The organism is Mesorhizobium sp. PUT5 (genome assembly GCF_052216645.1).
In the GTDB taxonomy this organism is placed as follows: domain Bacteria; phylum Pseudomonadota; class Alphaproteobacteria; order Rhizobiales; family Rhizobiaceae; genus Mesorhizobium.
Window position 1 is genome coordinate 3,235,722 of the sequence record NZ_JBQOSO010000003.1, and the last position, 18,717, is coordinate 3,254,438.

Consider the following 18,717-nt stretch of genomic DNA (forward strand, 5'->3'; position numbering starts at 1 on the left):
TCCGTGCCGGAAGGAGCGCCCGACAGGCCTGACCCCGGCGCAAGAGCGAGTGCAAAGGGGAGCGGAGAACGCCGCAGCACCCACCGAAACCCGGCGCAGCCGGGAGGCAACGGACCCCGTGCATGAAGGCCGACAGGGTGGGAAACACCGAGCGGGGCGCAAGGACTGCGCCACATATAGATATTCGGAAGGCACGGCCCCTGCGCCCCGCTTCCCGATTTCTCTTTGACAATGGCCAGACGGGATGAAAACCGGGCGTGGCGAGGACAAGGCGCGGCCTGCCTTTCCCCCGAGGCCCCGGAGGCGGCTATGAAGAGCCCCCACCCCTGACCCCTCCCCACAAGGGGGAGGGGATTTTGGCGCGGCGGTTCCGCATTCCCCTCCCCCTTGTGGGGAGGGGTAAGTGGTGGGGGTGCTGTCCGCCCAAGCTCATATGCGTTTGCCCTACCTGGGGGCGAGCGCAAGCGAGGCGGAGAGGGGAGAAAGAAATGCGGCCTGGCAGGCTAATTGAAGCGCCTTGTGCGGCCGTCCGATCAGGCCTCGGGCTTGGCCGGCGGCGGCGGCACCGTTTCGGGCATCGGCGCTTCGGGCAGGCGGTGGCGCCGCGTGCGGTCGACGCCGAGGCCGGTCTCGTCCAGCAGCCCCTTGCGCTTGGCGTCGTAATAATAGCCGCGCTGGTAGAGCCGGTCGGCGCGCTCGGCGTTGCCGTCCGCCACCAGCCAGGCGCCGCGCAGATATTTGACCGCGTATTTCAGGTTGGTCTCGGCGTCGAACAGGCCGGTGGCCGGCCCGGAATAGCCCATGCCGCGCGCGGTGGCGTGCTTGATCTGCATCAGGCCCCAATGGCCCTTGCTGTAGGCGCGCGGGTTGAAGGTGCTCTCGCGGTGGACAACGCGGCGCACCAGATCCTCCGGCACCTCGTAGAGCAGCGCGTATTTGGAAATCAGCCGGTCGATCTCGCCGCGGCCGGCCGGCGGAACCTCGGGCGCGGACGGCTCGACATAGACGGCCGGCTGCGCCAGCCCCACGCTCTCCGGAGCGGACGGCGCGGCAGCGGCGGCGATAGCGGCAAGCGGCACGCCGGGCGTGGAGCCGGCAAAGGCGTTGCCGCCGGCGGCTTCGGCCGGCAGGGCGGCGATCTGGATGGCGGGATCGGCGATTTCGGGCAGGACGGCCACGGTCTCGGGAAGCTCCAGCGTCGGGCCGCTATCGGCCTCGACGTCCGCCGCGGCAAGGCCGGGCGCCGGCGCCATGGACGACGTGGAGGTGCAGCCGCAAAGACCGGCCGAAGCCAGCAGCACACCGAGGCAGAGAACGTGATGTTTCGCTGGCAAGCCGCGTCCGGGTCCGTTGGTCGGGATCGTGAAAGACTTCCTTACACCAGCGGATTCGGCCGGGCAACCTGTGGTTTCGATGCTTTTCGGGTGGCGCAAACGGCGCGGATATGGCACCATGTTCCCGATTTGTACCTGACCGGCCGCAAGCCGAAGCAGCATCAGAGGCGGCTTTCGGGCAGGCCCGACATCGGACAGGAACCATGAGCGAATCGCCCATACCTACCCCATCCGCGCCCTCTCCCGGCGTTCCGGCAACGGCGCCGCCGCCCGGCGCTTCGCCCGCCGTGGCAGGCCCAATGGTCGCTGGCCCAATGGTCGCTGGCCCAATCAGCGCTGGCCCAATCAGCGCTGGCAATGCCGTGTTCGAGACGGCGCTCGGCTTCTTCGGCATCGCCTGGAGCGAGGCGGGGCTGTCCCGGCTCTTTCTGCCGCAGGCCAACCGCGAGGCGCTGGCCCGGCGCATGCTGCGCCTGGAGGAGACAATGGCCGAAGGCGGGGCGCGGCCGCCCTGGGTGGAGCGGCTGGTTGCGGCAATCGGCGACTATGCGCAAGGGCGCAAGCTGGAGTTCACAGACGTGCCGGTCGATCTTGCCGGCGTCGACGATTTCCGGCTGGCCATCTATGCCGCCACGCGCGCGCTCGCCTACGGCCAGACCACCACCTATGGCGAGCTGGCGAAGCAGGCCGGCCATGCCGGGCTGGCGCGCGAGACGGGCGCGGCCCTCGGCGCCAATCCGGTGCCGCTGGTCATCCCCTGCCACCGCGTGCTGGCGGCCGGCGGCAGGATCGGCGGCTTTTCGGCCCCCGGCGGCTCGGCCTCCAAGGAAAGGATGCTGGCGCTGGAGGGCGTGCGGCTGGGGCCGCCGCCTTCGGCACAGGCGTCGTTCGGGTTTTGAAGCGTTCAGTCGCCCGGTACGATGAAGCGGCGCGAGCGCCGGTCGAAGTCCACGCGCTTGCATTTGTGGACCAGGCAGGAGGCGCGGTCGGCGCTCGGCACATAGGCCGGGGCGCGCACCTCGCCGGCATCGCAATAGGCGCGGCTGGCGACATAGCGGTCGTAGAGCGGCAGACCCGGCGTGTGCGGCGAGGCATAGCGCAGGATCACCGCGCCCTCGCGCGCGATCGTGGCCTGCACCTGATGGCAGGACATGCGGGTGGGATCGTGGCGCGAGATCGCCTGCGCGCCGCCGGCCAGCAGCGACAGGCCCACGGCCAGCGCCAGAGCGGATTTCCTGAACAGAACCATGCGCACTCTCCTGCCCTGCGGCACCTCGGCCCGACGGCTGCCGGGCGCGCCGCGCGTCCCTCTTGCGTTCCCGGCCGGGCGCGGACCTGCGGCCCTGCCCCAACGTGCGCACAGGCCGGCATCCGGGCCGGCACGGCACGCCCTGCCGAAAAATTCGACGCCGCCATTTTTGCGTCGGCCTTGCTTTTGCCGCAAGCTTTGCCTATATCCGCACCGTTGATATTTCGGCCGAACGATCTGGCCTCGCGATTTTTCGCGTTTGCTGACGTCTCTCTCCAAAATTTCGATGCCACCGGCCGGGTTCTGTCCGGTCAATGAAACGCCAGCAACGTAAAGGAACATCGCATGGCAACTGGAACGGTCAAGTGGTTCAACGCCACCAAGGGCTACGGCTTCATCCAGCCCGACAATGGCGGCGCGGACGTTTTCGTCCACATCTCTGCCGTGGAACGCGCGGGCATGACCACGCTCGTCGACGGCCAGAAGGTCAATTTCGAGATCGAGCAGGACCGCCGCACCGGCAAGTCCTCGGCTGGATCTCTGAGCAAGGCAGCCTGATCTAGCCCAAGGCGCGCGCCGGACAATCGGTTCGGGGCGCACGGCAAGTCACGGATGTACTGGCGGCCGCGCGAGAAGCGCGCCGGAGCGGACCTGAAGGAAAGCCGACGCAGCGGATTGCTGCCGGCCTCGGACGGAACGCTCCCGGTCAGGCTACCGAGCATGGAAGGCGGGCATTGTCCCGCCTTTTTTGCGTCCGGCCCTCCCCGCCCGCCTCAGGCCGGCGCGATGAAGGGCTGATAGACGGCGCGGAAGGCGGGCATCGCCTCCAGCCGTTCGGAATGCGCGGCCAGTGCCGGAAAGCGGGCCATCTCGGCCAGGCCGGGCTGGGATTCGTTGAGATGCCGCAGCATGGCCGCCACGGCGATGTCGGCATGGCCGATGCGGTCCCCGAACCAGAAGCCGCCGCCGCGGGCCGCCCGGTCGGCCTCCAGCACGGCGAGCACGCCGCCGATCTGCGCACGGCAGCGCTCCACCCATGCCGAGGAAATTTGCGTGTGCAGCCGCTGCTCGTAGAACAGGCTGACCGCCTTGTCGGAAAGGCCGGTCGCCAGCGCCGCCACCTTCAGCTCCCGGTGCCGCGCCGGCTCGGCGCGCGCAAACATGGCCTGCTCGGCGGGAACGAGGCTGTCGAGATAATCGATGATGACATGGCTTTCGATGAGCACGTCGCCGTCGTCCAGCACCAATGTCGGCACGCGGGTAAGCGGGTTGTAGGGGCGGATCTTGTCGGCGTCGCCGAAGGTCGACCAGGGCCTGTGCTCGAAAGGCAGGCCGTAGAGCGTCATGGCGATGCCGACGCGGCGCACGAAAGGCGAGTCGTACTGGCCGATGAGAATCATGTGCGAAGCTCCTGCGCAAACGGAAAATCGAAACCCGGCCGTGCCCGCCGGTCAGGGCAGCCAGGCAATCGGCACGTGGCCGGGGTCGGCCTCCACCCGCTTCAGCCAGGCGGCCACCGCCGGATAGGCGTCGATCTGGAAGCCGCCCTGCTCGGCTGTGTGCGTGTAGGCATAAAGCGCGATGTCGGCCACGCTGAAGGCACCGCCGGCGAAGAAGGCGTGTTGCGCCAGCCACAGGTTCATGACGCCGAGCGCCTTGTTGCCGCGTTCCAGCGTCAGCGCCAGCCGCTCCGGCGTGGCGTCCTTAGCCCGCTCGGGAAAGGTCAGCAGCGCCTTGCGCACGGCGATATAGGGCTCGTGGCTGTACTGCTCGAAGAACAGCCACTGATAGGCGAGCGCCCGCTCGTAGCGGTCCTCGGAGAGGAACCGGGTGCCCTCGGCGAGATAGAGCAGGATGGCGTTGGATTCGGCGATGCGGCGTCCGTCGTCCAGCTCCAGCAGCGGCACCATGGCGTTGGGATTTTTCGCCACATAATCCGCCTTGCGCGTCTCGCCGGAATGGGAGCTGACCTCGACATTGGTGAAGGCAATGCCCAGCTTGGCCATCAGGAGCCGCGGCTTGTAGCAATTGCCGCTGTCGATCATGCTGTAGAGTTTCATCGCGCGCCGCCTTTCGCGCAGAACAATCGCGCAGTCGCGGGCGTTCATCCAGTGATTTGTTTTGCAGGCAGGATCGACGGCGCTTATGGATCAGCCCGGCGCGCGCCCGAAGAGCGGAATGACCTTGCGGCCCGCGCCCAGCAGCCTTTCGATGTCCAGCGGCTGGCGGCCAAACCGCGTTCCGGCCAGCGCCGGCGGCGCCAGCAGCGGCCCCTGGACGAAGTCGGCACCGCTTTCCAGCGCCAGCCGAAGCTGCGGCGGCGCCTCGATGCCCTCCACGAGCACATTGGCACCTTGCCCGTGCAGGAGGTCGAGCAGCGGTCGGAAAAGCCGTGCGGCCGCCGCGTATCGGCACAATTCGGCGAACCAGCTGCCATCGATCCTGACGATGTCGGGCTTGAGCAGGGCAAGCCGCTCCTGCGCGGCGAGGTCGGCACCGAAACCGCCGAGGGCAACCGCAAGGCCGTTGCGCCGCATCTCGCGCGCAATCCTCGCCCGCAGCCGGTCTTCGGGTTGGGCCGGGTCGGCGATCTCGCACACCAGTATGTCGGCGGTGTCCAGCTCCAGTTCGTCACGATGGCGCGCCATCAGCCGTATCTCCGCCAGCGCCCGCAGCTGGTCTTCGCCGGCCGTGGGCCCGTAGGTGAAGAACAGGCCGAGGCCTGCGACGTCGAGATTGCGGTAGTTGCCGAGATGCAGCCGCAGCAGCAGCCGCTCCACGAACGGCCGGTCGCCGGGGGCAACGCTTTCGAAAAAGGCGTCGAGCCGCGCCGGCCGGCCGCGAAGCTGCGGCTGCGCGACAGCCTCGACCGCCACGGGCGCGAGATGCCCCTCCTGCGGCGCGAAGATGGGCTGGTAGGCGCTTTTGAGCCGGTAGGCGCCATAGATGCCGTATTCGATGCCGACCTCGTCGGCAAACAACGCCGCGCCGACATCGCGCCACTGCCCGCGCAGGTCCGTCATTGCGTGCCCCGCCGGCCGAACGTGCGCACCGGGCGACCCGCGCCTCGCGGGGACGGCTGGTGAGGTGCCGGCTGCATACCGGCCTCGCCGGGCGCGCCGGACGTTGCCTCCGGCTCCGCGCGCGACCTGGCATAGCTGGTGGGCGCCAGTTCCGGCCGGGCCAGCGCAAAGCCCTGGACCATGGAAGCGCCGGACTTTTCCGCCAGCTCGAGCTGCCAGTTCTCCTCGATGCCCTCGAAAACGGTGCGGATGCCCTGGCGCTCGAAGCTCTCCACCATGGTGGTCAGGAGCACGAAGCCGGTTCCCGACTCCATCAGATGGCCGATCCAGTGGGCGTCGAACTTCACGATGTCCGGCCTCAGTTCCTTGATGCGGTTGATGTCGGAATCGTCGGCGCCGTAATCGTCCACCGCGATGCCCAGGCCGTGGGCGCGCAAGGCGGCCACGAAGGTGTGCAGGGCTTCCTGCGAAGCGGAAGGCTGCTCGGTCAGCTCGCATACGACGCGGCCGGCATCGATGCCGGCTTCGTGCAGCACCAGCCGCATCTCGCGCAGCGCATTGTCGCAGATTGCCTGGTCCACGAACACGGACGGGTCGAAATTGACGAAGATCGAGGCTTCAAGCGGCAGACAGGCCCCGGCATTGAGCAGGTGCAATGTGCGCGTCAGCGTTTCGACATGCAGCCGGTCCAGGCCCTGGCAGGTCCCGAAAAAGGCCGCCGGCGACTCCGCCTTGCCGTCGCGGAAGGGGCGCAGCAGCCCTTCGAAGGCGGTCACCGCCAGCTTGCCTTCGCGAAAGGCGAAGATCGGCTGGAACGCGCTCTTGAACGTATAGAGCCCCCACACGCCGGTCGAAGTCCCGTCGTCGTGGCGGATGAGGTGGGAAAGCGCGACGCTCCGCGACAAGGCTTCCTCTGCTTCGGCCTGTGGTGCGGCCCTCGGGTTCGGCAAGATTTGGCCCGCCAGTCTATACCGCCAAGGCTTGATCCGGCGTTAATGGCCGCCGGCCGCGCGTCCACGGCCGGCTCGCCCTTGCGCTCGGCGCCGCGATGCGACAATAGAAGCCCGCTGCCGAAGCTGGCAGTGTTCCTGTGGAGATGACACTCATGGCCTTCCTCGCCGACGCCCTTTCCCGCGTAAAGCCTTCCGCGACCATCGCGGTGACGCAGAAGGCGCGCGAGCTGAAAAACGCCGGCCGCGACGTGATCGGCCTGGGTGCCGGCGAGCCGGATTTCGATACGCCCGACAACGTCAAGAACGCGGCGATCGAAGCGATCCGCCGCGGCGAAACGAAATACCCGCCGGTTTCGGGCATCGCGCCGCTGCGCGAGGCGATCGCCAAGAAATTCAAGCGCGAGAACAATCTCGACTACAAGCCCGAGCAGACCATCGTCGGCACCGGCGGCAAGCAGATCCTGTTCAACGCCTTCATGGCCACGCTGAACCCCGGCGACGAGGTCATCATCCCCCGCCCCTATTGGGTGAGCTACCCGGAAATGGTGGCGATCTGCGGCGGCACCTCCGTCTTCGCCGACACCTCCATCGACAACGGCTTCAAGCTGACCGCCGAAGTGCTTGAAAAGGCGATCACGCCGAAGACCAAGTGGCTGCTGATGAACTCGCCTTCCAACCCCTCGGGCGCGGCCTATACCGAGGCCGAGCTGCGCGCGCTGGCGGACGTTCTGCTCAGGCACCCGCATGTCTGGACGCTGACCGACGACATGTACGAGCACCTGACCTATGGCGATTTCGTCTTCAAGACCATCGCCGAGGTGGAGCCCTCCCTCTACGAGCGCACGCTGACCATGAACGGCGTGTCGAAGGCCTATGCCATGACCGGCTGGCGTATCGGCTATGCGGCCGGCCCGGTTCATCTCATCAAGGCGATGGACATGATCCAGGGTCAGCAGACGTCGGGCGCCTGCACCATCGCGCAATGGGCGTCGGTGGAAGCGCTGAACGGCCCGCAGGATTTCATCCAGAAGAACAAGGCGATCTTCCAGGCGCGCCGCGACCTCGTCGTGTCGATGCTGAACCAGGCGCGCGGCATCACCTGCCCGTCGCCGGAAGGCGCGTTCTACGTCTACCCGTCCTGCGCCGGCCTGATCGGCAAGAAGACGCAGGCCGGCAAGGTCATCGAGAACGACGAAATCTTCGCTTCCGAACTGCTGGAGGCCGAGGGCGTGGCAGTGGTGTTCGGCACGGCTTTCGGGCTCGGCCCCAATTTCCGCATCTCCTACGCCACGTCGGAGGCGCTGCTTGAGGAAGCCTGCACGCGCATCCAGCGCTTCACCGCCAGCCTGAGCTGACCGGCTCAACCTGCTGGAAAGACTCGCAAGCCCGGCCTCGCGCCGGGCTTCGCGCCCCTCGCCGACACGCGGAACTGGCCCGGCGGGGAATGATCCTGCTATATGCCCCTGCCGATACCGAATCCCGGCAGGGTCCGTGATCGGCCTGCGATCGAGGAGTGGGCACGAATGGCTACAGGGTCGGTGCCAGGCGTCGCCAGGGGCTCGCCCCTCGAAGTCTTTCTCGTCTTCCTGAAGCTCGGCCTGACTTCGTTCGGCGGCCCGATCGCGCATCTGGGCTATTTTCGCGACGAAGCGGTCGGACGCCGAAAATGGATCGACGACGCCGGCTTCGCCGATCTCGTCGCATTGTGCCAGTTTCTGCCCGGGCCGGCGTCGAGCCAGGTCGGCTTCTCGCTGGGCGTGCTGCGCGGCAACGGCCTTATCGGCGGGCTGGCGGCCTGGCTTGGCTTCACCATGCCCTCGGCCGTCATCCTGTTTTCGTTCGCGCTCGGCGCTTCCGCCTTCACGGGTTCCGGCGCGCAAGGCATCCTCCACGGTCTGAAGCTGGTTGCGGTCGCCGTCATCGCGGATGCGATCCGCGGCATGGCAAAAAGCCTCACCCCGGATCGGACACGCGCCGGCATCGCCTTGGCCGCGGTGGCGGTCGTGGTGTTCGCCGGCGGATCATCGGGACAGATCGGCGCCATCGCGCTCGGTGCCGTCGCCGGGCTGGGCTTGTGCCGGGGCGAGGCGTCCGCACGGCCGGGAAACCTGCGTTTCCCGGTCTCGCGTCGAAGCGGCGCGATCGCCCTGGTCCTGTTTGCCGCCTTCTTCGCCCTTCCACCCCTGGCGGCCGGCACGACGGGCTTTCATGCGCTGGCGCTCTTCGACGCCTTCTACCGCTCCGGCGCGCTTGTGTTCGGCGGCGGGCATGTGGTTCTGCCCTTGCTGCAGGCCGAGGTGGTGGCGCCGGGATGGGCTGCGAACGAAACCTTCCTCGCCGGCTACGGCCTGGCGCAGGCCGTGCCCGGACCGCTCTTCACCTTCGCAGCCTATCTGGGCGCCGTGATGGGGCCGGCCCCCAACGGACTTGCCGGCGCGATCATCGCGCTTGTCGCGATTTTCCTGCCGGGGCTGCTGCTGGTCTATGGAATGCTGCCCTTTTGGGATGCATTGAGGCTGAGGCCGGCCGCGCAAGCGGCCATGCGCGGGGCCAATGCCGCCGTCGTCGGCATTCTCGCAGCGGCGCTCTACGATCCGGTCTGGACGAACTCCGTTCTCTCGCCGCCGGACTTCGCATTGGCGCTGGCGGGTTTCCTGCTGCTGAGCGTCTGGAAGGTCCAGCCGTGGATCGTCGTCCTGGCGCTGGCTGCGGGCGGCATGCTTCTGCACCTGCTGTAAGAGCGGCTGCAGCCCTGCCCTCACGCCCCGCCATATTGCGCGTCGCTGACCGGCTCCAGCCAGTCCACGGGCGAGCCGTCCAGCGCTTCCTGCATGGCGATATGGATCATGGCCGTTTCCGGCCCGGCACCGTGCCAGTGCTTTTCGCCCGGCGAAAACCAGATCGTGTCGCCGGCCCGGATCTCGCGGACCGGCCCGCCCCAGCTCTGCACCAGGCCGGCGCCGGAGACGACGAACAGCGTCTGGCCGAGCGGATGGGTGTGCCAATGGGTGCGCGCGGCGGGCTCGAAGCTGACGGACGCGGCACGCAGCCTTGCCGGCGCCTCGGCCTCGACGATGGGGTTCTGGGTGACACGCCCGGTGAAATAGCTGTCCGAGGCAATGATGGTCGGCACGCTGCCGCAGGCGATGATCTTCATGGGATATCTCCTTTGCCGCCAGTTCACTCCAATCGGTGGCGGCCGGCAAGCGCCACCTGCGGCAGCTATTCCGCTTGCCCCTGCCGTAAACCCGTGTGACGATGCTTCCCAGGCGGGCGGCTCGAAGCCCGCCCGCGACGGCCGCAGGCCGGCCGCCGCTCACGAAAAAAAACGCGAGTGGAGGTCAGCCATGGGAAATCGCGCCGGAGGACGACGTTCGGGACCGAAATGCATCGCCATCGTCGGTCCCTTCTCAAGCGGTAAGACAACGCTTCTCGAAGCCATTCTCGCCCGCACGGGCGCCATTGTCCGCCAGAACACGGTGGCGTCGGGCAACACCGTTTCCGACCACTCGCCCGAGGCCCGCGCGCACGCCATGAGCGTGGAAGCCACCTTCGCCACCACCGAATTCATGGGCGACAGCCTCACCTTCGTCGACTGCCCCGGCTCCATCGAGTTCGCCTTCGAGGCCGAGCCTGTGCTGGCCGCCTGCGACGCGGCCATCGTGGTGGCCGAGGCCGACGAGAAGAAGATGCCGGCCCTGCAGCTCATCATGCGCCGCCTGGACGAGATCGGCCTGCCGCGCATCCTGTTCCTCAACAAGGTCGACAGGGCCGTCACCGGCGTGCGCGAGACGCTGAAGATGCTGCAGCCGACCAGTTCGGTGCCGCTGCTCCTGCGCCAGATCCCGCTGCGCAAGGACGGGGTCGTGATCGGCTCGATCGACCTGGCGCTGGAGCGCGCCTATGTCTACCGCGAATATGCCGAGAGCGAGGTGGCCGAGATTCCCGGCGACGACAAGGCGCGCGAGATCGAGGCTCGCTTTTCCATGCTGGAGACCCTGGCCGACCACGACGACGCGCTGATGGAACAGCTCCTGGAGGAGATCGAGCCGCCGAAGGATGCGGTGTTCGACAATCTGGCCGCCGACCTTCGCGCCGGGGCCGTGACCCCGGTGCTGATCGGAACGGCGGAAAAGGGCAACGGCGTGCTGCGGCTCCTGAAGGCCATCCGCCACGACGTGCCTGACGTCGAAACCACAGCCAGGCGGCTCGGCCTGGCCGACGGCGACGCCACGGTCGCGCAGGTGATGAAGACCATTCACACTGCCCATGGCGGCAAGCTTTCGGTGTCGCGCATCCTTTCCGGCCAGGTGAGCGACGGCGCGGAGCTTTACCTGCAAGGCGGCGAGGTGGCCAAGGTGTCCGGCATCTACCGGATGCTGGGCAAGGACCAGACCAAGCTGGCCTCCGCCGGCCCGGGCGACACGGTGGCGCTCGGCAAGCTGGACGCGGCCAGGACCGGCCAGACGCTGACCTCGGCCAAGGCCGGCATGGCGCCGCTGGTAACGCTGACGCCGCCGGAGCCGGTCTATGCCTTCGCGCTCCGGCCCAAGGAGCGCAAGGACGACGTCAAGATGTCGGCCGCGATCCAGCGGCTAGCCGAGGAGGACCCTTCGCTCACCCTCACCCGCAACCAGGATTCGGCCGAGACCGTGCTGTCGGGCCATGGCGAGATGCACCTGCGCGTGGTGCGCGAGCGGCTGGAGGGCAAGAACCAGATTCCGGTCGACGGCCATGCCCCGGCCGTGCCCTATCGCGAGACCATCCGCAAGCCTATCGAGCAGCGCGGCCGCCACAAGAAGCAGTCCGGCGGGCACGGCCAGTTCGGCGACGTGGTGCTGCAGATCAAGCCGCTGCCGCGCGGCTCCGGCTTCCAGTTCACCGACACCATCACCGGCGGCGTCGTGCCCAAGACCTACATCCAGTCGGTCGAGACCGGCGTGCGCGACTATCTGAAATCCGGCCCGCTGGGCTTTCCGGTTGTCGATGTCGCGGTCAACCTGTCCGACGGCTCCTACCACTCGGTCGATTCCTCCGACATGGCTTTCCAGATGGCGGCCAGGCTCGCCATGAAGGAAGGCATGGCGCAATGCTCGCCCGTGCTGCTGGAGCCGATCATGAAGGTGGAGATCGTCACCCCTTCCGATGCCACCGCCAGGATCATCGCGCTGGTGCCGCAGCGGCGCGGCCAGATCCTCGGCTATGACGCGCGGGCGGACTGGCCGGGCTGGGACGTGGTGGAGGCCACCATGCCGCAGGCCGAGATAGGCGACCTGATCATCGAGCTGAGGTCGGCCACGGCGGGCGTGGCTAGCTATCGCACCGGCTTCGACCATATGGCTGAGCTGACCGGCCGGTTGGCCGACCAGGCGATGAGCGCCAACGGCAAGGCGGCGTGAGGGGCCATGAAGGCTGCTTGAAGGGGCCTGAGGCGGCAAGGTTCCTGCGCGCACAAAGCGGCGCCCGGACGAACCGGGCGCCGCTTCGTGCGGACCGTTCCCGCGGGAGGTGAAACGGCAGGTCCGCCGCATGTATCCGCCCGACAAAGAAACCGGGCGCGGTCACTGCCTGAGCCTGACCGCCGGGAGATGCCCCCATCGCCCGACGAACCGCACCGCGCCCTTCGTCTTGATTACGCGGCCCGCGGCGGGCCCAACAAGTTACCCGGCGTTACACGCGCCGTTACATGGCGCGGAAGCAGACGATGCAAGGACTTCGGCGCCAACGCGCACGCAAAGGTTACACGTTCGCGCGGATGGAAATCCGCCGGCGCGAGACGTCGGGATCGATATGGCCGCAGAAATCGGAAGATGATTCGCAGAAACAAAAAAGCCGGATCAAGAATGACCCGGCTAAGTTTGGTTGGAAGTGCCGATTAAGGCTAAACCTCCAGAGGGGAACACTCGGGGGCGCTAATGGGAGGAGAACGCGCCCCGGAGATGTTCGTTATATGGCCGCTTCCTACCCGGGAAACAAGCACCTATTTTGCAACGCACACATGCAAAAAAGGGACGGCTGTGGTCCAATGGGCGGCCGGGCCAGGACCATCCGGATCGGTTTTCCCGGCCCGCGGGGAGGCTTGCATGCGCAGATTTTCGGCGGTGGCGGGCAGCATCGCCTTTTTCGCCGCAGCGCCCGGCGTGGTGGCAGGGCTGGTGCCGTGGGGGCTGACCGACCGCTATCGCCAGCCCGTGGCGGACCGCCCGATCTTCATCGTGCTGGGAACGATCCTCGTCCTGGCGGGGCTTGCCGTGCTGGTCCCGGCTTTCGCCCGCTTCGTGCTGGAAGGGCGCGGCACCCCTGCCCCGGTGGCGCCGACCGAAAAGCTCGTTGTCGGCGGCCTTTACGGTCACGTGCGCAATCCCATGTATCTCGCGGTGCTGTCGGTCATCGCCGGGCAGGCGCTGATCTTCGCGAGCTGGCCGCTTGCCCTCTATTGCGCCGCCGCCGCCGCGGCCATGGTCGCCTTCGTCCGCTTCCACGAGGAGCCGACGCTCGCCCGCCGCTACGGCGCGGACTACGAAACCTATCGCCGCACGGTCCCCGGCTGGCTGCCCCGGATCGGGCGCCGGCGCGGAGGCACGGCTCAGTAGGACCAGTTGCGCGCCTTGGCGATGACGAAGTCGCGGAAGACGTGCAGCTTGGCCTGGTTCTTCATCGCGTCGGGATAGGCGAAATAGGTATCGAAGGACGGCACCTCGGTTTCCGGCAGCACCTTCACCAGATCGGTATCCTTGTCGATCATGTAGTCCGGCAGCATGGCGATGCCGGCGCCGCCTTGCACGGCGCGCTTGATGGACAAGATGTCGTTGATCTGGAGCGTCGGCACCCGCTGCCCGCCCTCGAAGTCGCCGATCGTCTCCAGCCAGTTCAGCTCCGACAGATGCGACGGCACCGGCACGCCGAAGGTGACGATGCGATGGTTCTTGAGATCCGCGATGGAAGCCGGCTTGCCGAACCGGGCGATGTAGCCGGGTGCGGCATAAAGGTGGAAATGCACGGTGAACAGGCGCCGTTGGATCAGGTCGGGCTGCTGCGGCTGGCGCAGGCGGATGGCGCAATCGGCCTGGCGCATGGTCAGGTCCAGCTCCTCATTGGCAAGGATGAGCTGCACATGGATGTCGGGATAGAGGTCGATGAACTGCTGCAGGCGGTCGGTCAGCCAGCCGGCGCCGAGCCCCACCGTCGTCGTGACGCGCAGTATGCCGGACGGGCGGTCCTTGGTCTCGCTCAGCCGGGTCTTGATCGACTCCAGCTTCATCAGCATCTCGTGCGCCGTGCGGAACAGCATCTCGCCCTGCTCGGTCAGCACCAGACCGCGCGCATGGCGATGGAACAGCGGCACGCCGACATCGTGTTCCAGCGCGCTGACTTGGCGCGAGATGGCCGATTGCGACAGATGCAGCGTCTCGGCCGCATGCGTGAATGAACCGGCCTCCGCCGCGGCGTGAAACACGCGTAACTTGTCCCAATCCAGCGCCATGATTCCCCTCGTTGTGTTGGCGTCTGAAGGAAGAATTCGGAGATTTTGCGGCCAAGCCCGAAAAGCCCGGCCTGAAGGCTCTACTCCGCCGCCTCCCTATGCGTTTCCAGGCCCGCCAGATATTTTTCCGCCTCCAGCGCCGCCATGCAGCCGAGCCCCGCCGCGGTCACGGCCTGGCGATAGACGTCGTCGGTGACGTCGCCGGCGGCAAACACGCCGGGAACGTCGGTGCGGGTCGAATCGGGCGCCGTCCACAGATAGCCGTTGGGCTTCTGCTTCAGCTTGCCGACGAAAAGCTCCACCGAAGGCGCATGGCCGATCGCCACGAACACGCCGTCCACCTTCAGGTGGCTTTCCTGCCCGGTCACGACGTTGCGCAGCTTCAGCCCCTCCACCGAGGGCGGCAGCGGCGCCTTGCCGGGGCGGCCGCTGATCTCGTCCACCACGCTGTCCCAGACGACGCGCACATTCTCCAGCGCCGCCAGCCGCTCGCGCAGGATGCGCTCGGCGCGGAATTCGCTGCGCCGGTGGATGACAGTGACGCTGCGGGCGAGATTGGCCAGATAGAGCGCCTCCTCGACCGCCGTGTTGCCGCCGCCGACGACGGCCACGTCCCTGCCGCGATAGAAGAAGCCGTCGCAGGTGGCGCAGGCCGAAACGCCGAAGCCCATGAAGGTCCGCTCGGACGGGATGCCCAGCCATTTCGCCTGCGCGCCGGTGGCGACGATGAGCGCGTCGGCCGTGTAGACCCTGCCCGAATCGCCCCTGGCCACGAAGGGCCGCACGTCGAGATCGACCTCCACGATGATGTCGCTGACGATCTCGGCGCCGACATTCGCCGCCTGCTTGGCCATCTCTTCCATCAGCCATGGGCCCTGGATGGGATCGGCGAAGCCCGGATAATTCTCGACATCGGTGGTGATCATCAGTTGCCCGCCCTGCTGCAGGCCGGCCACCAGCACCGGCTTCAGCATGGCGCGGGCGGCATAGATGGCGGCCGTGTAGCCAGCCGGGCCGGAGCCGATGATAAGGACTGGCGCGTGCTTGACGGTCATGAAGCGGCCTCTGCGAGCGGGGCCGCCACGCGCGGCCGGAAATGGTCGCGCGTAATGTAAGGTCTGCCCGCCATGCCAGCAAGGCGACACAAGCGCATGTCCCCGGAAAGCTTGCGCTTCCTCGCTTGCGCCGGCTTGTTGCGCTGCGGGGCTGGCGCGGCGCGAAAAGTCGTTTTAGTACAAAATCGCGACAGATTCTTGCGCGATGCCGTTCGCGCGAGCAAAGGGGACGCGAATGCCGATCAGAGCGGATCTCGATGCCATCGACTGGAAGATCCTGCGCGAATTGCAGGAAGACGGCCGCATGACCAATGTGGAGCTGTCGCGCCGTGTCGGCATTTCGGCGCCGCCCTGCCTGCGCCGGGTCAAGCGGCTGGAGGAGACGGGCATCATCCGCGGCTATCGCGCATTGCTGAATGCGCCGGCGCTGGGCATGGACGTGGTGGCCTTCTGCATGGTCGGCCTCAAGCACCAGTCCGACGCCGAACTGCGCACCTTCGCCGAACGCACGCGCGGCTGGCCGATCGTGCGCGACGCCTGGATGGTGTCGGGGGAATCCGATTTCATGCTGCATTGCGTGGCGCGCGATCTCGGCGCTTTCCAGAGCTTCGTCATCGAGGAACTGACCTCGGCGCCCAATGTCGACACGGTGCGCACGGCGCTGACCATCCGCCAGGTCAAGAGCGAGGGGCTGGTGGAGATCGGCCCCGCCATGCAGACGTCACGCAGCGTTTGACGCGGCAGGCTGCCGCCGCGACACCTCAGGCGACGGCTGCGATCGCGTCCGCGATCGGCGCGCCCTGCCCGGTCGCGGCCCCGCCGGCGAGGAACAGATGCGGCAGCCCGGCGCGGCGGCCGGCTTCCAGATCGTCGGGCTTGTCGCCGGCCATGATCGAGCGGGACAGATCCAGGCCAAGCATTTCCGCAGCCCGCAGAAGCATGCCTGGATTGGGCTTGCGCATGGGATGATCGGCGATGCCGAGCGCCCCTTTCCCGGCCTCGTGGTAGGCGCAGGCCAGCACCATGTCCACGCCGCAGCCCCGCTCGGCCAGAAGCGCCAGCACGCGGGCGTTGACCGCCGCGAATTCGTCCCAGCCGAAGAAGCCGCGCGCGATGCCGGACTGGTTGGTCACCACCACTACCGGCAGGCCGGCGCGATTGGCGGCATGGATCGCCGGCAGCATTTCCGCGCGCAGCAAGATCGCGGCCGGGTCGGACGGGTAGCCGGTATCGACATTGATGGTGCCGTCGCGGTCGAGGAACAGCGCCGGCCGGCCCGGCGCAAAGTTTCTTGTCCCTACGCGCTCGACCCAGAGTCCCGGCCCCTCCAGCGGATGATCGGCCGTTCCGCCCATTCAGCCATCACCCCATTCAGCCATCGCAAAGCCGCGCTTCCACCACCTCGCACAGATGATGGTAGAGGCACAGATGCCCCTGCTGGATGATCGGGGTGGAGGTGGACGGCACGTTCAGCAGGATGTCGGCCAGCGGCGCCAGCTTGCCGCCTGTGTCTCCGGTCATGGCGATCACCGTCATGTCCATGGCGCGGGCCTGCTCGGCGGCGGCCAGGATGCTGGGCGAATTGCCGCTGGTCGAAATGGCCAGCAGCACGGCGCCGGGCGCGCCATGCGCCTCGACCTGCCGTGAGAACACGGTGCCGTAGCCGTAATCGTTGCCCCAGGCCGTCAGCACGGCCGCGTTGGCCGGCAGGGCGATGACATTGTAGGCCTTGCGCTCCTTGAGGAAGCGCCCGACCAGTTCGCCGGCGATGTGGATGGCATCGCTGGCCGAACCGCCATTGCCGCACACCAGCAGCGCCTTGCCCTGCGACAACGCCGTCACCACCGCGTCGGCGGCGCGGTCCATCTCGCCCGTCAGGTCGCGCTCGACCATGGCCGTGATGGCGGCGGCGGAGCGCGCCAGATAATCGTTCAGCTTGGACATGAGCCTATTTCCCCTCGCCGCCGGCGCGCAGCCGGCCGATCGTGCCGGTGGTGCTCTTGCCGGCGACGAGATCGACCAGCACCACGCGTCCGCCATAGGCCTGCACCTCGACCGCACCGACCACCTGCTCGATCGTGTAGTCCGCGCCCTTGACCAGGATGTCGGGCTTCAATGCCTCGATCAGCGCAAGCGGCGTGTCCTCCTCGAACACCACCACTGCGTCGACGGAGGCAAGCGCCGCCAGCACGCAGGCGCGGTCGTGCTGGTCGTTGACGGGCCGGCCCGGCCCTTTCAGCCGCCGCACCGAGGCGTCGGAATTGAGGCCCAGCACCAGCCGGTCGCATTGCGCGCGCGCGGCGTGCAGCAGGCTGACATGGCCGGCATGGAGGATGTCGAAGCAGCCATTGGTGAAGCCGACCGCCAGCCCCTCCCGCTTCCAGCCCGCGACCAGCCGCTCGGCTCCCGCCCGGTCGAGGATGGCGTCGCGATGCGCGGACGCGCCCTGCGAGCGCAGCAGCGCGCCGGTCAGTTCCTCCGCCGTCAGGCGCGCCGTGCCGCGCTTGCCCACCACCACGCCGGCGGCGGCATTGGCGATCGCCGCCGCATCGACGCGACCGGCACCTGCGGCGAGCGCGAGCGCGAAGGAGGCGATGACCGTGTCGCCCGCGCCCGACACGTCGAACACCTCGCGCGCCTGGGTGGCGATGTGATGCGCCTGCGCGGCGTCCACCACGCTCATGCCCTTCTCGCTGCGGGTGGCGACGACGAAGTCGAAGCCGCAGGCATCGATCAGTTCACGCGCCGCGGCGGCCACCTCGTCGCCGGTGAACACCATGCGGCCGATAGCCTCGCCAAGCTCCTTGCGGTTGGGCGTGACGGCGGTGGCGCCCTTGTAGCGGCGATAGTCGCGCCCCTTGGGGTCGACCAGCACCAGCTTGCCGGCCGCGCGACAGATCGAGATCAGTTCCCCCGCGACGCCGTCGAGCAGCACGCCCTTGCCGTAGTCGGACAGGATGACGATGTCCGAACGCTCCAGCGCGGTGCGGAAGCGGCCGATCAGCTCGGCGCGTTCGGCCGCGTCCAGCGCGCGCACCTCCTCCTCGTCGAAGCGCAGCACCTGCTGGTTCAGCGCGCTGAAGCGGCTCTTGCTCGAGGTCATGCGCCCCGGCGTCGCAACGATGCCTTCGCCGCCGGCGCCCAGTTCGGCGACGAGGCGCGCCACCGTGCGGCCTGCCGCGTCTTCGCCCACCGCCGAGACGGGAATGGCGGCCGCGCCCAGCGAGACGATATTGGCCACGACATTGCCCGCACCGCCAAGCGCTACGGTTTCGCCACGCCCGTGCAGCACGGGTATAGGTGCTTCCGGCGAGATGCGCTCGATGACGCCGTTGACGAACCGGTCGAGGATGAGATCGCCGCAGACCAGCACCGTGACGCCCGGAAAGGCCGCCACGGCGCGGTGCAGGCTTTGCGGGGACGGCGGGTGCGCTTGGCTCATGGGCAAGGCGATATACCGCAATTCATGGCCGCGCAACGGGGCAGCGCGACCCCGCCACCGGCTCCGTGGCGGCCGCCAACTGCCCGTTGCGCGCCGCGGGCAAAGTATTATTGTCTGCCGTCGGGAGCACGACGCCCCGCTTTCCGGCACGGCAAGTGCCAGCGGCAGTCCGGCGGGT

The 18,717-nt window shown here is 67.9% G+C and carries 19 protein-coding genes; 7 read left to right on the forward strand and 12 right to left on the reverse strand.

Annotation, left to right across the window (positions count from 1 at the left end; all coding sequences use genetic code 11):
• Positions 1-533 precede the first annotated feature (533 nt).
• On the reverse strand, positions 534-1,334 hold the full coding sequence (locus ACTDI4_RS17270; RefSeq protein ID WP_442842316.1) for a transglycosylase SLT domain-containing protein: 801 nt from the start codon (positions 1,332-1,334) through the stop codon (positions 534-536).
• A 314-nt stretch (positions 1,335-1,648) separates the two neighbouring features.
• Here ACTDI4_RS17270 and ACTDI4_RS17275 point away from each other — a divergent pair, with 314 nt between their 5' ends.
• Positions 1,649-2,233: a methylated-DNA--[protein]-cysteine S-methyltransferase gene (locus tag ACTDI4_RS17275; RefSeq protein ID WP_442842317.1), complete on the forward strand. Its 585-nt coding sequence runs from the start codon at positions 1,649-1,651 to the stop codon at positions 2,231-2,233.
• A gap of 5 nt (positions 2,234-2,238) precedes the next feature.
• Here the strand turns inward: ACTDI4_RS17275 and ACTDI4_RS17280 are convergent, their stop codons facing one another.
• A complete protein-coding gene (locus tag ACTDI4_RS17280) occupies positions 2,239-2,583 on the reverse strand; it encodes a hypothetical protein (protein ID WP_442842318.1) in 345 nt (114 codons plus the stop codon).
• Positions 2,584-2,928: 345 nt separating this feature from the next.
• On the opposite strand from ACTDI4_RS17280, the gene ACTDI4_RS17285 reads away from it, so the two are divergent.
• Positions 2,929-3,141: a cold-shock protein gene (locus ACTDI4_RS17285; RefSeq protein WP_442842319.1), complete on the forward strand. Its 213-nt coding sequence runs from the start codon at positions 2,929-2,931 to the stop codon at positions 3,139-3,141.
• A gap of 215 nt (positions 3,142-3,356) precedes the next feature.
• On the opposite strand, the gene ACTDI4_RS17290 is transcribed toward ACTDI4_RS17285, so the two are convergent.
• The 4 genes from ACTDI4_RS17290 to ACTDI4_RS17305 form a co-directional block, all read right to left on the reverse strand.
• Positions 3,357-3,983, reverse strand: coding sequence for a glutathione S-transferase family protein (locus ACTDI4_RS17290; protein WP_442842320.1), 627 nt, complete (start codon positions 3,981-3,983; stop codon positions 3,357-3,359).
• Between the two features lie 51 nt (positions 3,984-4,034).
• Positions 4,035-4,643 carry a glutathione S-transferase family protein gene (locus tag ACTDI4_RS17295; RefSeq protein WP_442842321.1) on the reverse strand — a complete coding sequence of 203 codons (609 nt, stop codon included), beginning with the start codon at positions 4,641-4,643 and terminating at the stop codon, positions 4,035-4,037.
• Between the two features lie 90 nt (positions 4,644-4,733).
• Positions 4,734-5,606, reverse strand: a complete 873-nt coding sequence (locus tag ACTDI4_RS17300; RefSeq protein WP_442842322.1) for an EAL domain-containing protein — start codon at positions 5,604-5,606, stop codon at positions 4,734-4,736.
• Positions 5,603-6,511 carry an EAL domain-containing protein gene (locus ACTDI4_RS17305; protein WP_442842323.1) on the reverse strand — a complete coding sequence of 303 codons (909 nt, stop codon included), beginning with the start codon at positions 6,509-6,511 and terminating at the stop codon, positions 5,603-5,605. Before ACTDI4_RS17305 ends, ACTDI4_RS17300 begins: the two co-directional genes overlap by 4 nt.
• Before the next feature lie 200 nt (positions 6,512-6,711).
• Between ACTDI4_RS17305 and ACTDI4_RS17310 the strand changes: the two genes are divergently transcribed.
• Together ACTDI4_RS17310 and chrA are read left to right on the forward strand one after the other, a co-directional pair.
• Complete coding sequence (locus ACTDI4_RS17310; protein ID WP_442842324.1) at positions 6,712-7,914, forward strand: pyridoxal phosphate-dependent aminotransferase; 1,203 nt, start codon at positions 6,712-6,714, stop codon at positions 7,912-7,914.
• 168 nt (positions 7,915-8,082) lie between these two features.
• Positions 8,083-9,297, forward strand: a complete 1,215-nt coding sequence (gene chrA / locus ACTDI4_RS17315) for a chromate efflux transporter (RefSeq protein WP_442842325.1) — start codon at positions 8,083-8,085, stop codon at positions 9,295-9,297.
• Positions 9,298-9,317: 20 nt separating this feature from the next.
• Here the strand turns inward: chrA and ACTDI4_RS17320 are convergent, their stop codons facing one another.
• Entirely contained in the window at positions 9,318-9,716 is a 399-nt protein-coding gene (locus tag ACTDI4_RS17320) for a (R)-mandelonitrile lyase (RefSeq protein ID WP_442842326.1), read from the reverse strand.
• Positions 9,717-9,906: 190 nt separating this feature from the next.
• Here ACTDI4_RS17320 and ACTDI4_RS17325 point away from each other — a divergent pair, with 190 nt between their 5' ends.
• Complete coding sequence (locus ACTDI4_RS17325) at positions 9,907-11,958, forward strand: elongation factor G (RefSeq protein WP_442842327.1); 2,052 nt, start codon at positions 9,907-9,909, stop codon at positions 11,956-11,958.
• 684 nt (positions 11,959-12,642) lie between these two features.
• Positions 12,643-13,152, forward strand: coding sequence for a methyltransferase family protein (locus ACTDI4_RS17330; protein WP_442842328.1), 510 nt, complete (start codon positions 12,643-12,645; stop codon positions 13,150-13,152).
• Here the strand turns inward: ACTDI4_RS17330 and ACTDI4_RS17335 are convergent.
• Both ACTDI4_RS17335 and trxB read right to left on the reverse strand, forming a co-directional pair.
• A complete protein-coding gene (locus ACTDI4_RS17335; RefSeq protein WP_442842329.1) occupies positions 13,146-14,042 on the reverse strand; it encodes a LysR family transcriptional regulator in 897 nt (298 codons plus the stop codon). The genes ACTDI4_RS17330 and ACTDI4_RS17335 overlap by 7 nt on opposite strands.
• An 80-nt stretch (positions 14,043-14,122) precedes the next feature.
• Entirely contained in the window at positions 14,123-15,097 is a 975-nt protein-coding gene (gene trxB / locus ACTDI4_RS17340) for a thioredoxin-disulfide reductase (RefSeq protein WP_442842330.1), read from the reverse strand.
• 235 nt (positions 15,098-15,332) lie between these two features.
• Between trxB and ACTDI4_RS17345 the strand changes: the two genes are divergently transcribed.
• Positions 15,333-15,833, forward strand: a complete 501-nt coding sequence (locus ACTDI4_RS17345; protein WP_442842331.1) for an Lrp/AsnC family transcriptional regulator — start codon at positions 15,333-15,335, stop codon at positions 15,831-15,833.
• Positions 15,834-15,858: 25 nt separating this feature from the next.
• Here ACTDI4_RS17345 and ACTDI4_RS17350 read toward each other — a convergent pair whose 3' ends face one another.
• The 3 genes from ACTDI4_RS17350 to rfaE1 are packed head-to-tail and all read right to left on the reverse strand — an operon-like array spanning position 15,859 to position 18,539.
• Positions 15,859-16,452, reverse strand: coding sequence for a D-glycero-alpha-D-manno-heptose-1,7-bisphosphate 7-phosphatase (locus tag ACTDI4_RS17350; protein ID WP_442842332.1), 594 nt, complete (start codon positions 16,450-16,452; stop codon positions 15,859-15,861).
• 16 nt (positions 16,453-16,468) lie between these two features.
• Complete coding sequence (locus ACTDI4_RS17355; protein ID WP_442842333.1) at positions 16,469-17,041, reverse strand: D-sedoheptulose-7-phosphate isomerase; 573 nt, start codon at positions 17,039-17,041, stop codon at positions 16,469-16,471.
• A 4-nt stretch (positions 17,042-17,045) separates the two neighbouring features.
• A complete protein-coding gene (gene rfaE1 / locus ACTDI4_RS17360) occupies positions 17,046-18,539 on the reverse strand; it encodes a D-glycero-beta-D-manno-heptose-7-phosphate kinase (RefSeq protein ID WP_442842334.1) in 1,494 nt (497 codons plus the stop codon).
• Between the last annotated feature and the right edge of the window lie 178 nt (positions 18,540-18,717).